The organism is Streptomyces subrutilus, from assembly GCF_001746425.1.
Lineage (GTDB): Bacteria > Actinomycetota > Actinomycetes > Streptomycetales > Streptomycetaceae > Streptomyces > Streptomyces subrutilus_A.
The window spans coordinates 37,899-52,038 of the sequence record NZ_MEHK01000002.1 but is presented as its reverse complement, the minus strand read 5'-3'; the positions used below and the strand labels follow the sequence as shown (position 1 = coordinate 52,038).

Sequence of the window (14,140 nt, the reverse complement as noted above, 5' to 3'; positions counted from 1 at the left end):
ACCCCGGTCTCGATGCCTGGTCATCAACACCCCGCGCCGTCCGCTGTGCCTGTCGTCATTCGATCCTTTGACGACAGGATGGGGGTTGCTGCTTCGTCGGCATACGTGAGCCCGAGCCGCCTGAGCCGGATGGTTCGGTGGTCACGGCCGTGCGTGCGCCGGGGTGCGCGGCGACCTCGTCGAGGAACGTTTGGAGCAGGTGCCGCAGGACGTCGGGGCGCTCCAGGTGCACGTCGTGGCCGGCGCCGGGGACGCTCGCGGCCGTTGCCCCTGGGTGCCGTCGGAGCATGGTCTCGGACTCCCGCAGAGAGATGATGCCGGACTGGCCCAGGACGGTCAGGACCGGACACGTGATCCGTGCCCACTCCTCCCAGAAGGAGCGTTGGGCGTTCTCGGCCACCGAGGCGACCATGACGTCTCTGTCGAAGCGGGGCCACCAGCGTCCGTCGCGCTCCTCCAGCCCGGCGGCCCATCCCTCGCCGACCAGGCCGCCGCCGAGGAACTCGGTGGCGGCCTCCCGGGATGGGAAGGGTGTCGGCCACGCATCGAGCCATCCGGCGATCTCGGCCTGCACGTTCGGGTTCGGTCCGCCGGGGCCGGCTTCGATCAGGACGAGCGCGCGTACGAGGTGGGGGTGTGCGGCGGCGGTGAGCATGGCGGTGTGGCCGCCCAGGGACTGTCCCGCCAGGACGGGCCGGTGCAGGTCGAGCTGGTCGATGACGGCGAGGACGTCGGCGACGTACGCGGCGCGGCTCGCTTCATGCGGGCGGCGCTCGCTGGCGCCGTGGCCGCGCTGGTCGACGGCGACCACCCGGTAGCGAGGGCTCAGGGCCTGGGCGAGGGTGTCCCATTCGCCTGCGTGGCCGGCCAGTCCGTGCAGGAGGACGACGGGCGGCCCCGAGCCGCCCCAGTCGCGGCAGGACAGGCGGACGCCATCGCGTTCCACGGTGCGTTCGAGCCAGGTCACAGGTCTTCTTCCGGCGTCGTCGGAGGAGGTGTTGATCAGAAGCGGAACATCTCCGCGAACCGGCCGAGGAGCGCGGGATCGCCTTCCACGCGCACGCTGCCGTCGGCAAGTACGTCGGCGGGGGTCTTGCTGCCGCTCATCAGCTCGCGGACCGGGTGGCCGGACAGCCGTTCGATGACCAGGTCCGGGGCGGGATGCATGCCGGGGCCGACAGCGAGCGAACCGTCGGTGATCTGCAGGCGGATGGTGAATGCGCCCATGCGGGCCTCGAAGCCGACGGTGGTGTCCTGAGCTTGTTCGGGTCGGAAGGCGGTGCGGAAGGACATGGCCACCGCTTCGGCGGTGATGGCTTCGCCGGGGCGGGGCTCGGTCATCGTCCTCGCGCCCCAGCGGCCCAGCGCGATGAGCGCCGGTTCAAGATCCCGACCGTATTCGGTGAGCTCGTAGACGACCGCGCGCTCGGGGTGCGGCAGCGCACGGCGGGTGGCCAGTCCTGCCTCTTCGAGTTGCTTCAGGCGGGTCGAGAGGATGTTGGTGGGAATGGCGGGCAAGCCCTTGCGCAGGTCCGTGTAGCGCCGGGGTCCGTTGAGCAAGTCGCGGACGATCAGCATCGACCACCGCTCGCCGACCATCTCCATCGCGCGGGCCAGGCCGCAGAACTGCTTGTACTCCCGAGTCGCCATGATGCAAACCCTAACCCAAAGTGCCATTGACAAAGCATGCTTGCAAAAGACAAGCTCACTTCTCGTTCGGCGGCGAGTGGATCCCCCTCTGGTCGCCCTCCTCAGCCATGACCAGGAAGGACCCCCTCGATGACGCAGACGCTCGACCGTCCGGCCGCTCGCGACAGGCGCCCGGCCCGGCCGGTGCCCCGGCTGCCGGCGGCCGCCGGCATCGCGGCAGGCCCGCTCTTCCTCGCGGCGGGCCTGGCCCAGGGGCTGACCCGGGACGGCTTCGACTTCACCCGCAACGCTCTCAGCCAGCTCAGCCTCGGCACCTACGGCTGGATCCAGGTCACCGTCTTCCTCCTCACCGGCCTGCTGGTCATCGGCGGCGCGATCGCGACACGCCAGGCCCTGCACGATGCTCCCGGAGGCACCTGGGCGCCCCGGCTGCTCGGCGCGTTCGGCGCCTCCTTCCTGCTGGCCGGGGTCTTCCACGCCGACCCAGGAGCCGGATTCCCCGCCGGCGCCCCCGAGGACCGGGTCACCTCGCTGAGCGCACACGGCGCGATCCACATGCTCAGTGGCACCGTCGGCTATCTCGCTCTGTGCGCCGCGTTCCTCGTGCTCGCCCGGCACTTCGCCGCCCGCCGACAGCGCGGCTGGGCGCTCGCCGCGCGCCTCGTGCCGGTCGGAGTCATCGCCGGGTTCGCCGCCTCCGCCACCACCGTGGCGGCCTTCACCGCCGGAGCGGGACTCGGCCTGCTCGGCCTCAGCGCCGTCACCGCCCGCCTGGCCTTCCCCGCGCGGCGCTAGCGGCCCTACTCCGCCGCCCGCCGGCAACTACACCGAGACCACTACCGACCCACAGGAGACATCCGCATGACCGCACCGGCCCATGGGCCCGCCAGCTACTTTCCCGCGATCGAAAAGAAGTACGGCCGCCCGATAACGGAGTGGAAGGACCTCATCGGCACCTCACCGCTGACCAAGCACATGGAACTCGTCACCTGGCTCAAGACTGAGCATGGCCTGGGCCACGGCCACGCCAATGCACTGGTCGCGCACACGCTGGCCAACGACACCACGTGAGCCCTCAATGCGTCGCCGGGCGTCGATACACAAGGCGTTGAGCCGGGTCGCCCCGCTCTTGTTCGCCACCAGGTCCCAGTCGCCGTCGACCAGCGTCCAGTTCGCCAACAGTTCCTCAGAGGTCGTTTTCACCTGGACTGCGGCTTATCAACAGCTTCTCGGAGTGTCGGGTTGCGGTGCAGGTGAGGTTGCGGTGGCGATCGACGCCAGCGGGGACGGGTGGGGTGGCTGATGGGGCGAAAAGCCACGTGTTCCTGTCTCATCCCAGGATGACCGGTCTCCGAGGTCGTGTGCTTCCACCGTCGCGGGTGTGCGCCTGGGCGCATGCGGTCCGGCGCGGTACGCCGGACGTATGGCGAAGCGACGTCCGTATCCGAGCGATCTGTCCGATGCCCGTTGGGAGTTGATCGAGCCGGTGCTGGCCGCATGGCGCTTCGAGCGCCGCGGCCGGGCCCTGGACTTCGGCCGGCCGCCCGAACACGACCTGCGCGACATCATGGACGCGATCTTGTATGTCGACCGTACCGGGGTCCAGTGGCGCTACCTCCCGCACGACTTCCCGCACTGGAACACCGTCTACGGCTACTTCGCCAAGTGGGCTGACGAGGGCGTGTTCGCCCAGCTCAACGGCCTGCTCCGGCAGCTTCTGCGAGAGAAGGAGGGCCGGGACGCAGAGCCAACGGCCTGTGTGATCGACGCCCAGAGTGTCAAGACCTCCACCAGCGTCCCCGCTGCCGGCCAGGGCGTCGACGCGGGCAAGAAGATCGTGGGCAGGAAGCGGAGCATCGTCACCGACACGCTCGGCCTTGTCCTCGCAGTGTTGGTCACCGCGGCGAGCGTGCAGGACTCCGTTGCCGGCACCTCGCTGCTCGACCAGGTCGCCGCCGAACACCCCCGCATCCGCAAGGTGTGGGTCGACGGCGGTTACCGCCAGCACCTCGTTGAGCATGCCGCCACACTCGGCATCGACATGGAGATCACCACCCGCAAGCCCGGGACCAGGGGATTCACCCCCATGCCCAAACGGTGGGCGGTCGAGCGGACCTACGGCTGGCTCATGTTCCACCGACGCCTTGCCCGCGACTACGAAACCTTGCCCACCCGCTCCGAAGCCGTGATCCACATCGCCATGACCGACCTCATGGCCCGCCGCCTCACAAGCGAGAACACCATCTCCTGGCGCGACCCGAAGACGGCCACGGAACACCCGATTCTGGGATGAAACATCGGACGAAAACGACCTCTCAGACCAACGACGCCACCCAGGACGGGGAAGCGGGACTCGTACGGCCACCCGCGACCTACTTTGCGGCCGGTGTCTGAGATAGGACACCGGGGCCATCTTGGTGCGACTGCTGCTGGATCAGCGGCCGCTGTTAGCCTGCCGTCCATGATCAAGGGCGGCCTGGCAGGCCGAATAGGCCGCATGGTGGGGGACAGCAGGCCGGAGCGCGTGCTGATCGCCGCCAGTTTCGTCAACCGAGTCGGCAATGGTCTGTTCAACGCGGCGTCGGCGCTCTATTTCACCTTGGTCGTGGGCCTGCCCGCGGTGCAGGTCGGCGCCGCGCTCACCATCGCCGGAGTGATCGGCCTGTGCGCGGGGATACCAGGCGGGCATCTGGCCGACCGGCGAGGGGCGCGCACGATCATGATGTCGGCCCTCGCGGTCCAGGCGGTGTCGATGGCGGCCCTCGTCCTCGTCGAAAGCTGGGCCGCGCTCACGGTCATCGCGACGGTCGACCAGATCGCCGCGGCGGCCGGCGGGGCGGCGTGGGGCGCTCTGGTGGTCCGGGTCGGAGGTGAGCGCCCGGCCCTGTTCCGTGCCAAGCTGCGCACGTTCGTCAACCTGGGCGTCGTCCTGGGAACGGTGGGTGCGGGGCTGGCGCTGGCCGCGGACACCCGCGGCGCCTACGTCGCGCTGATCCTCGGCAACGCGGCGAGCTTCGCCCTGTGCGCGGTGCTTCTGCTCCTGCTGCCCCGCTATCCGGTACTGGCAGCACCGCCGCAACAGCGGCGCTGGCTCGTCCTCGCGGATCGTCCCTTCCTGGCGTTCACCGCCCTCTACGGGGCCATGGGACTGCAGTACCCGGTGGTTTCCCTGCTCCTGCCGATCTGGATCTCCGAGCACACCGAAGCGCCGCGCTGGACGGTGGCCGCACTGTTCGCCGTCAATTCCGTCTTCTGTGTGCTGATGCAGACCAGGATCGGCTCGCGTATCGAGACCCCGCACGACGGCGGCCGGGCGTTTCGCACGGCGGGGCTGCTCTTCCTCGTCAGCTGCCCGATGATGGCGCTGGCGGCGTACACCCCAGTCTGGGCCGCGGCAGGACTGGTCCTGGCCGCGATCTTCGTCCACAGCCTGGGAGAGGTCTGGGAGTCATCGGCGGGCTTCGCCCTGGGCTTCGGCCTTGCCCCCGACCACGCCCAGGGCCAGTACCAAGGCGTCCTCGGTCTCGGCTTCAGCGCGGGCCAGGCTCTCGCCCCCGCGATCCTCACCACGGTGGTGCTCGGCCTCGGCACGACAGGCTGGCTGCTGCTGGCGGTGTTCTTCGCGGCACTGGGCGCTGTCGGCCCGTCGCTCGCCCGCTGGGGCACGCGGACCCGGCCGCAGCCGGGCGTTGCCGCGGAAGTGACGGGATGACCAGCGAGTAGGTGTCAGCAGCCTTCTTCCTCGTCGTCCTCCTCCAGATCCGGCGCGTCCGGGTCGCGCAGCGGGCGCAGGGCGCCAGGCCGACCGCCTGGGGCGATGGTCACTTCGTGGACCGCGCCTCCCGCCGTGGTCATACGAATCCGGTCGGGAGCGGTCCACAAGGTCTCGCTGAGCGCGTTGTTTTCGGAGTCGCCATTGAAACAGCCAACACTCCACCGCGTTCCAACGGGTGGCTTCCCTGGTGGACGTAGACGCACCAAACGGGGTCAAGAAAGCCGCTCCTCGACACCACGACCATCTGCCGGTCGCCACGGCCAGGAGCCGACTCCGCCTTCACCTCGCGGTCCGAGCCACCAGACACCGCGCAGGCAAAGCCGCAGAACCGGTATCCGGGCTCTGCGCGATGACGTTTCCGGTCCGGGCGCTGATGTCACGCACCGTGGTCTGTGCGACCACGGTGCCTTGGGCGAGGACGGCCACCCTGTCGGCCAGTTGCTCCATCTCCGCGAGCAGGTGGCTGGAGACCAGCACGGCCCGTCCCTCGGTGGCGAGGTGGCGGAGGAATGTACGCAGCCAGCGCAGGGAGTGCGGGTCGAGGCCGTTGCCCGGTTCGTCGAGGATGAGAACGGGCGGGTTCCCGAGCATTGCCTGTGCGATGCCCACCCGCTGGGCCATGCCCAGGGACAGAGCGTTGAGGCGCAATGCGGCGGCCTCGGCCAGTCCCACCAGGTCGAGGACCTCGTCGACGCGGCGCTGCGGCAGGCCTGTCCCCGCTGCGACCATGGCCAGATGCGTCTGCACTCGGTGGGAGGGGTGGCCGGCCACACCTCCAAGGACAGCACCGACCACCCGCCCCGGCGTGTTCCAGGCGGACAGGGGGCGACCTAGAAAATGGGTCCGGCCTCCTCCCCGCAGGAGGCCGAGCATGATGCGAATCGCCGTGCTCTTTCCCGCACCATTGGCACCGAGGAATCCAGTCACCGATCCCAGTGGCACGTCCAGGGATACGTCGTGCAGCACGGTTTTCGGGCCGAACCTACAGCTCAGCGCGCGTGCCATCACACCACTGTCAGAAGAGGAGCCCGTATCGGTCACCAGGGTCCCCCGAAGCTGTACCAGGCGAACAACCCGATGACCACGGCCCCGACAGCGCAGCTCGCGCCGCCCACGCTCGCCTTCTTCCCCGTCAGGGCGCAGTACACGTACCCGCAGACGGTCAGGGCGAGGCCCGCTCCGTAGAGCAGCCACCCTGCGGTTCGACCCTTGTCCTCGCCGAAGAAGAACACGGGGAAAGTCAGGGCGAGCAGGACCATGGGAACTGCGAAGAAGCGGTCCACCGGGGTGGATCCGGATGCTCCGGTGGGCATGCGTGCCTTTCCGGTCGTTCGGAGGGGCCGCCCCCTGGATCAGGGGGCGGCCCCGGGGGAAGTCAGCCGACCCAGTTGGCCAGAACGTCGAAGGCGTACGCCTGGGCACCGCCACTGAGGGCCCACCAGGCAGCCCTCACAGCCCAGTTCTGCTGGCCGATCCACTCTTCGAACGCGGCTCGGCCTGCCTTCGCCTTGTCGGCGGCCTTCTTGAAGAGGCCGCCCGTGCGCTTCAGCAGCTCGAGGAACGCCTTGCCCTTGTTGGCAGCGGCGCTCTCCGAATCGGCAACGCCTCCAGGCGATGAGTTCGGCCCATGGGCGCCGCTGCCCAGGTCACCGGTGACCGTACCGGTGGCGGATAACGAGAACGTGCCCGGCTGCTGGAGGCCGGCCGTGTGAGACACGGCCCCGGCCCGCGCGGCAGGCGCCGGAATGGCTGAGGTCGCGGCGGATGCCGCAGGGGCGGCTATTCCGAGAACGACGGCGGCGATCACCGAGGCTCCGGCAGCGCGCAGAGTAGTGCGCTGCACGTACACTCCTAGATGCGTAGCCGGGGAAGAAGACATGCCGGAGCGCAGGTAATGGTTCCAAGCAAGACCCGTGCCCTGTGGTCTTCTTCCCCGTTATTTCTCCCCGTTTTCACCGACCCGGGTGGTCGGCCGGGACGTGCTCAGGGAACGTAACCCATCCCCGGGGTTCGAGGGATTGGTCATCGCCGTGAACAAGTCACGGGCGACACGCCGCAGAAACTTTTGCGCAGAGGGCTCGCCCCACGCTGAGAAACCGTGTCGGGGAAACCCGCAGAAGCACCCTTGGTGCAGATTTGGCCATAGTTGGCTCGATGCATGCCTTCATTGCTTTAAAAGTGCAAGAATTTCCTTTATGCCCCCACCGTCCAGTTCGAGCCGTTCTTGTTCGGATAACGGTGCCGAGTGTCCGCTGGGTCTCCTGAGGCGCATTGGCAAGAAACAACCGGTTCTCTGCCATACGGGTGGAAGTAGTTGCGGCGGCGCAGAACGTGCCGCTGAGATTGATCATGCTCGGCTCGCACAGGAGATGCGGCTGTCTCTGGGGTTGGCGGAATGGCCGCCGGGCTGCTTGGAGCCGGCTACGGTCCGTCTGGTGCCGGTGTAGCCTCTGCAGAACTCCAGTCCCCGCTCGACGCCCTCGCGGGGCAGGGCATCCCGCGCGACAAGGTGTTCTCGGGAAGACCAGCACCCGCGTAGGTCCGCCCCCAGTTCGAGGCTGCGCCTCACCCTCGCCCGCCAGACCCAGGAGCACGCCCCGCACTGCCGCGTCGTCTTCACCGTGTACGAGATATACATCGAGCCCGTAGCCGCCCCGACTGCTGATACACGGCGGCCTCCCCGCCGAGTCGGTACTCGGTGGGGAGGCCGCGGGCGTACAGCGGGCTCGCCCTCTCAGGCGAAGTAGCCGCAGAGATCGACGATCACCTGCGCGGAGCCCCAGCCCAGGTTGGCGATGTCCACCTTGCCGTCGGCACCCACCGGCACCGTCACCAGGTTGGCCACCGTGCTCCCAGACGTCCAGTTGAGATTGGACGAATCGGGGCGGGTGGTGCCCGAGGGCCAGACGGTCAGGTGGCCGTCGGACTTCGGGTCGGTCACCGTCACGTTCAGCACGACCGCCTTGGCAGCGCCGAGTTCACGGCTACCGGACAGATCGAGTACGGTGTTCGCGCGCGCGGGCACGGCGCCGGTGGTGCGGGTGTCCAGTACGCGCTGGGGTCCGGCGGGACGGAATCCGGCACCGGCCTGGTCGTCGGAGTAGTAGCCGAACACGTCGGCAATCAGGTGGGCGGCGCCCCAGCTCGCGTTGAACAGCTCCACCGCACCGTCCGCCCCGACCGGTACCACGACGTGGTTGGGCACGGTCTGGCTCGCCGTCCAGTTGAGGCTGGACGAGTTCGGCCGGGTGCTGCCCGACGGCCACACCGTCAGGTGCCCGGCGTCCTTGGCGTCCGTCACCGTCACGTTCAGCACGACGGCTTTGACGCCGCTCTGCGGAACACCTCCGCGCCCTGCGACCTGCAGCGTTATCTCACCCCGAGCCGGCACCGGGGTGGTTCCCGGCCGACCGATCGCCGCCCGCGAGTCCAGCAGTCGCGCCGGTCCCGCAGCCGAGTAGGTGCTGCCCTTGGCATCCGCCGAGTAGTAGCCGAAGACGTCGGCGATCAGGTGGGCGGTCCCCCAACCCGCGTTGCGCAGGTTCACCTTGCCGTCCGCGCCTACTGGTGCGACGACCTGGTTCGCCACGGTGCGCCCGGTGGTCCAGTTGAGGTTGGAAGCGTCGGGGCGAGTGGTGCCGGAGGCCCAGACGGTCAGGTGGCCATCGGATTTCGGGTCGGTGACCGTCACATTCAGCACGACGGACTTGACCCCGGACTCCGGCACCCCCGCGCGCCCGGCGACCTGCAGCGCGATCTCGCCGCCGGCCGGGAGCGGCGTGGTGCCCGGACGTCCGAGGGCCTCGCGGGTGTCCAGGAGCCGTGCCGGGGAGAGCGCGGTGAACCGGTTGCCGGCCTTGGCGGCCGCGATGCCGTTGTTGGCGACGTGGATCCGATGCCCGTCGGCGTCGATCCACACGATGTTCGCGCCGGTGCGGTCGACGGCCCAGGACCGGTTCGGGTAGCGGAAGGACTTCCATTCCGCGCCCTGGGCGAGCGTGCGCACCTGCACGGTGTTCTCGCCGCCGGAGACCTTGATGCCGTCGTGGAAGTCGAGCAGCAGCAGGCGACCAGTGGCCAGATCCTGGCGTACCAGGTAGCCGTCGCCGAGCAGCGACTCCCGGCCACGGGTCGTGTCCGTCCAGGCAGCGCTCTGCACCGGTACCGACAGGGTCTGGCGGGTCACCGTGTCGTACACACCGCTGGTGCGCACCGTGCCGCGGTTGTCCTGGCAGCCCCAGCTGACGAAGCGCCCGACGGCCTCGAGCAGTGTGGCCGGGCACGGGGTGGTGAAGGTGGCGCGCTCTTGCAGCCCCCAGACGTCGGTGGCGCGGACGGTGGTGCTGCCCTCCTTGGAGGTCCACAGCGTGTCGCCCTGCACTGCGACGCCGGTCGCCCGTGTCTCGAAGACCCGGGTACGGGTGTCGAGATCGCCGACGATCACTTTGTTGTTGGACATCCAATTGCCGTAGGCGGTCTGCGCGAGAACCATGTAGCGCCCCGAGGCGTCCGCGGTCCGCATACCGCCTTCACCGTTCATGGGGAAGGTATCTGCCCACTCGCGGTTACCTGCCTGACGGATGACGACGAACGGGGTTGTGTCCAGCGGCTCGTACTCCAGGTACCGGCCGTCCCCGGTGGAGCGGAGTCCGGCACAGCCGATGCCGTGGTCGTAGCAGCTCAGGATGGGGTGCCTACCGTCGAGGTACTCGGCGGTCTTGACCGGGGTGGCGTCGTTCGAGACACGGTAGCTGCGGTAGGCGCCGGTGACGTCGCCCGGCTGGAAGTGGACGGTGTCCGAGGCAGTGGTGAGCACACCTCCGCCGATCGACAGACCAAAGACGGTCGCGGGCGCGTGGGGAACGTCGACCAGCTTGTCGGCCCGCGGTGTGGCGCCTTCGGGCGCGGTGATGCGGTAAACGGCGGTCTGCGGCTGGGTGTTGAACGCGGGCTCCTCAAGGCTGCCGACTGCGAAGAGCGAGCCGTCAGGAGCGGGCAGCAACTGGGTGTCGGCGAAGTCCAGGAGATACTCGCCGGTTCCTTCGTTCGGGCCGATGCCGGAGAAGTACATCGGACGGCCGCGGTTGTCGCCGGTCGTTCCCGCGGTGGATTGGGTGCCGACCAGCCAGTCGCCCAGCAGGCGCAGCTCGCCCTTCTCCGCATCGAAAGAGAGCTCGGAACGGGAACTCAGCACGGTCTGCGGCTGCGCCCGGTCGAGCACGTCCACCGGGCGCTGGTAGCCGATGCGGAGCACCCTGCCCTTGGCCAGCCGGAAAGCATACGTATTGTCGTGCTCTCCCTGGTCCGGCAGGGCGGTGGTCTGCCCCGTCACGACGTCCACCAGGGTGGAATGGGTGAGGTTGTTGAGGCGGTAGCGCAGGATCAAGGAGTCCTGGTCGCCGTCGTGCACCAACGTTGCCAGGACCGCACCGGTCGGTAGCACCACCTTGGTCCGGACCGTCGAGCCGCCGTCCAAGCGGTTCAGGAACCAGTTGGTGACGGTGGTGCCGCTGCCCTCGAAGGTGAGCACGGTGCGCCCGTACGTCCCCGAATAGGTCTGCCCGGCCGGGATCGTGATGGTGCCCAGCGCAGTCGGTCGGCCGGTGGCCAGGTTGTACAGGTCGACCTTGGCGGGGGCCGCAGCCGTGGGGACGGCAACCGTATCGGAGGACGTTCCGTAGCGGTGATCGGGAGCTCCGAGGTACCCACCTGCGGGCTCACCCCGGTCGAGGTTCCCACTGAGCGGAGTGGGCATGCGCAGCCCCGTATCAGTAGTGGCACCCGTGTCGTACCGGGTCCACAGCAACCGGTCGCTGTCCTCGCGTGCGTGCAGCAGGCCAGTGTCGCCGGCCACGAAGAGCTGGTCCCTGGCCGGGAGGCCCCGCGGTCCGGCGGGCAGCACCAACTCGGTGGGGGCGCTGGAGGACGGTACGGCGACCGCCTCAGGCTCAGGCACCGTCAGTGACGCGAAGCCGGTGAGCACAGCCAGCGCGGCGGCTCCGAGGCCGCGACGCAGTCGCGACGGTCGTCTTGCGGTTGGGTTCACAACCACCTTCTCATGGGCGAGCACGGGTGGAGGGGGAAGGCCTGAGCCGGCCCGAACAGCCGCTCTTGCGGCGTCGGCTTGGCTCTGCGTGATCGGCCCCCCGCCGGTCGGGTGGGAGCTTAACAACCGTGCGAATCGGGCCGCACATGGGTTCCCCTGGTCGTGCCGGTGGTTGAAGGGTCGGCCACGTTCTTCGACTCGGCTCCGTCGACGGGATCGCCGACGTGTACGGCTACTTCACCTCCTGGCCGCGCACACGAAGAAGGGGGCGCTGGGCGACCGAAGAATGGGCGGACCACCGATCTTTCAGGGAAGCTGTGCCCAGGCACTGATAACCGGGATCGACTCCTTTCCTGTAATTCTCCTGTTCTGCCTCAAAATCGTGAGCAGGCTCGGTAGCCTTCCCTGCGTAGGCCCTTTCACGGCTGGCTCGTGTCACGGTGCCGCTCGTCGGCATGCCTCTCCACTTGGGGAGCCATGCCGAGGCGTGCGCACGGTGCGCAGCCTGCTTGGAAGGAGGACGCCTCCATGGGTCCTGACGAAGGAGGAAGGCCGCCGAGGCAAAAGCGCTGGTGGCGACGGTTCGTACGCATACGTCGTATGTGCGGAGCCGTCGCGCCGGTCGCAGCCGTGGCGGCTTCAGGCGCGACGATCCTGCGCGCTCTGCTGGGGTAGCCGCCTCGGACGTGCTGGTAACACGTCCGAGGCGGCAGCTCTCCAGGACGGGCCCGTTGCGGGGTAGTTCACCGCAACGGGCTTCCTGCTGTTACCGCGGAACCGTACGCCGCAACTTTCCCGGGATTCATGCTCCGTGATTCCACGTTACCGCATCCAACGGTGTGTGTAAGTTGCGCACGGATAAGTGGACAGGATTTCCGCCACTCGTTCGGAACAGTAAACGGGAACGGTAATCCTGGCCCTTATATCCGGTGCAGTCAGCCAGCTCACCGTGAGGTGGCTGGGACCACTTACCGACGTTGGTAGGTGGTCGCTCCAGGAGGAGGCCCTCCCGGGATGCGTCCCCGGGACGGGCCGGGCAGGGGACACCTCGTTCGGCTGCCTGGCCGGCGCCACCCCCTGACCCTCGTATAAATTCCCTTATACAAGGGTGGTTGCCCAGGAACGATCGTCAGGGGAGGGGCTCATGAGCGGGGATCAGGTAGCGGATGCCGTGCCCGTCGAGGACAGTACGGTCCTCGAGGCCGAGATCGTCGAGGACGAGCTGCTGCCTGCCGCCGTCCCGCCCGCGCCCCGGCCGCTCATCGACCAGCACACCATCCTCTACCCGGGTGACGCCGTGCCCACCGAGGCGGACGCCCCCACCTACACGCGCGCGGACTTCGAGGTGTCCGCGACCACGGCCGACCGCCTGCGGAACAAGGCCGCGCCGACCAACACCAACCGCAACTACAGCAGCCAGCGCAGGAACTTCGCCCAGTGGTGCGAGGAGATGGGCCGGGTGGCCAGGCCCTGCACGACGGCCACGTACGTGGAGTGGGTCGCCGGCCTGATCGCCCGGGGGATGGCGCCGAACACCATCCGCACGTACATGTCGGGAGTCCGTACGTGGATGCCGGAGGACCGGCGGCCCGGCACGACCGAGGCGCGGGGGATGCTGGCCGAGTACCGCAAGGAGTGGGGGAAGCGGAACCGGGTGCGCAAGGCCCCGGCCATCACCGAACCCATGCTGCGCGCCATGGTCGACACCTGTGACCTGCGGACATCGGCCGGGCTGCGGGACCGGTGCGCGCTCCTGGTGGGACGCGGGGCGCTCAACCGCCGTATCGAGCTGGCCGACCTGGACATCGATCACGTCGAGGTCGAGGACGCCGGGGTCGACCTGTGGATCGCGTACTCCAAGACCGACCAGGAGGGAAAGGGCGAGAGCACCTTCATCCCGGCCGATCCGGCCGACCCGCGCTACGACCCGGTCGCGGCCGTACGGGACTGGCTGAAGTGCCTGCACCGGCTGGGCGTCCACGACGGCCCGCTGATGCGGGCGCTGACCTCGAAGGGCCGGCTGCAGAACCGGTCCGCGGCCACCGCGCGGGGCGACTACGTCACTGGCGACGCCCTCAACGACTGGGTCCGCCACCGCGCCTACCTGGCCGGGCTGCCCGGCTGGCACCTGATCACCTCGCACGGCCTGCGCCGCGGCGGCGCCCAGGAGATCGCGGACGCCGGCGGCGACCCGACGCAGCAGGGGCGGTGGAAGCCGGGTTCGGCCACGGTCAAGCGCCAGTACCTCGACCGGGCCCAGTCCCGGGCTCAGAACCCTTGGCACCAGGTCCAGGCCGCGCGCGGCAGTACCAGGGGAGGGGCGCCGTAAACGGCGGGGCTGCCTACGGCGATGCCCAGGCTGTCGCCATCGGGAGGGAGCGCCGGCTCGTATCCCCGGCCCCGGGCAGCATCTGGCCGCTCACGGGGTACGTGCGCCTGGCTAGTGTGACGAAGTTCGCTGCGTACGCGCGCGCTCCCCGACAGCCCTGGCGTCCCACAACGAACTGTCCACTTCGGTCAAGACGACCCTCACCCCGTCCTCGGCGGACCCACGTGCTTCGGCGTCGATCAGCTGGAGGGAAGGGGATCGTCAGCGACAACGGCGTCAACGTGTCCATGCTGGCGTGGCGGAGCGTCTCTCCATCTCGACGCAGCGAGGATCGACGATC

The 14,140-nt window shown here is 68.9% G+C and carries 12 protein-coding genes; 5 read left to right on the top strand and 7 right to left on the bottom strand.

Annotated elements, in window-relative coordinates:
• Positions 1 to 55: 55 nt before the first annotated feature.
• Together BGK67_RS33525 and BGK67_RS33520 are read right to left on the bottom strand one after the other, a co-directional pair.
• Positions 56 to 967: an alpha/beta fold hydrolase gene (locus tag BGK67_RS33525; protein WP_107489042.1), complete on the bottom strand. Its 912-nt coding sequence runs from the start codon at positions 965 to 967 to the stop codon at positions 56 to 58.
• Positions 968 to 1,002: 35 nt separating this feature from the next.
• The gene (locus tag BGK67_RS33520; protein WP_069924335.1) at positions 1,003 to 1,650 is read right to left on the bottom strand and encodes a winged helix-turn-helix transcriptional regulator; all 648 of its coding nucleotides are present in this window, start codon (positions 1,648 to 1,650) and stop codon (positions 1,003 to 1,005) included.
• A gap of 129 nt (positions 1,651 to 1,779) precedes the next feature.
• Here BGK67_RS33520 and BGK67_RS33515 point away from each other — a divergent pair, with 129 nt between their 5' ends.
• The 4 genes from BGK67_RS33515 to BGK67_RS33495 all read left to right on the top strand — a co-directional run bounded on the left by BGK67_RS33515 (position 1,780) and on the right by BGK67_RS33495 (position 5,362).
• Positions 1,780 to 2,445: a DUF998 domain-containing protein gene (locus BGK67_RS33515; RefSeq protein ID WP_069924334.1), complete on the top strand. Its 666-nt coding sequence runs from the start codon at positions 1,780 to 1,782 to the stop codon at positions 2,443 to 2,445.
• A 66-nt stretch (positions 2,446 to 2,511) separates the two neighbouring features.
• Positions 2,512 to 2,721 carry a DUF4287 domain-containing protein gene (locus BGK67_RS33510; RefSeq protein WP_069924333.1) on the top strand — a complete coding sequence of 70 codons (210 nt, stop codon included), beginning with the start codon at positions 2,512 to 2,514 and terminating at the stop codon, positions 2,719 to 2,721.
• 352 nt (positions 2,722 to 3,073) lie between these two features.
• Positions 3,074 to 3,943, top strand: coding sequence for an IS5 family transposase (locus BGK67_RS33500; protein ID WP_079154021.1), 870 nt, complete (start codon positions 3,074 to 3,076; stop codon positions 3,941 to 3,943).
• 168 nt (positions 3,944 to 4,111) lie between these two features.
• Positions 4,112 to 5,362 carry an MFS transporter gene (locus BGK67_RS33495; RefSeq protein WP_069924331.1) on the top strand — a complete coding sequence of 417 codons (1,251 nt, stop codon included), beginning with the start codon at positions 4,112 to 4,114 and terminating at the stop codon, positions 5,360 to 5,362.
• Positions 5,363 to 5,376: 14 nt separating this feature from the next.
• On the opposite strand, the gene BGK67_RS40845 is transcribed toward BGK67_RS33495, so the two are convergent.
• From BGK67_RS40845 to BGK67_RS33475, 5 genes are all read right to left on the bottom strand, one after another.
• Positions 5,377 to 5,505 (bottom strand): hypothetical protein, encoded by a 129-nt coding sequence (locus tag BGK67_RS40845; protein ID WP_279628740.1) that lies wholly within the window; start codon positions 5,503 to 5,505, stop codon positions 5,377 to 5,379.
• Positions 5,506 to 5,704: 199 nt separating this feature from the next.
• Positions 5,705 to 6,466 carry an ABC transporter ATP-binding protein gene (locus BGK67_RS36975; RefSeq protein WP_167739666.1) on the bottom strand — a complete coding sequence of 254 codons (762 nt, stop codon included), beginning with the start codon at positions 6,464 to 6,466 and terminating at the stop codon, positions 5,705 to 5,707.
• On the bottom strand, positions 6,463 to 6,738 hold the full coding sequence (locus BGK67_RS33485; protein WP_141754141.1) for a hypothetical protein: 276 nt from the start codon (positions 6,736 to 6,738) through the stop codon (positions 6,463 to 6,465). Before BGK67_RS33485 ends, BGK67_RS36975 begins: the two co-directional genes overlap by 4 nt.
• Before the next feature lie 62 nt (positions 6,739 to 6,800).
• Positions 6,801 to 7,268, bottom strand: a complete 468-nt coding sequence (locus BGK67_RS33480; RefSeq protein WP_141754140.1) for a hypothetical protein — start codon at positions 7,266 to 7,268, stop codon at positions 6,801 to 6,803.
• An 891-nt stretch (positions 7,269 to 8,159) separates the two neighbouring features.
• A complete protein-coding gene (locus tag BGK67_RS33475) occupies positions 8,160 to 11,381 on the bottom strand; it encodes a hypothetical protein (protein WP_141754139.1) in 3,222 nt (1,073 codons plus the stop codon).
• A gap of 1,234 nt (positions 11,382 to 12,615) precedes the next feature.
• Between BGK67_RS33475 and BGK67_RS33470 the strand changes: the two genes are divergently transcribed.
• Positions 12,616 to 13,800, top strand: coding sequence for a site-specific integrase (locus BGK67_RS33470; protein ID WP_069924326.1), 1,185 nt, complete (start codon positions 12,616 to 12,618; stop codon positions 13,798 to 13,800).
• The last annotated feature ends 340 nt before the right edge of the window (positions 13,801 to 14,140 follow it).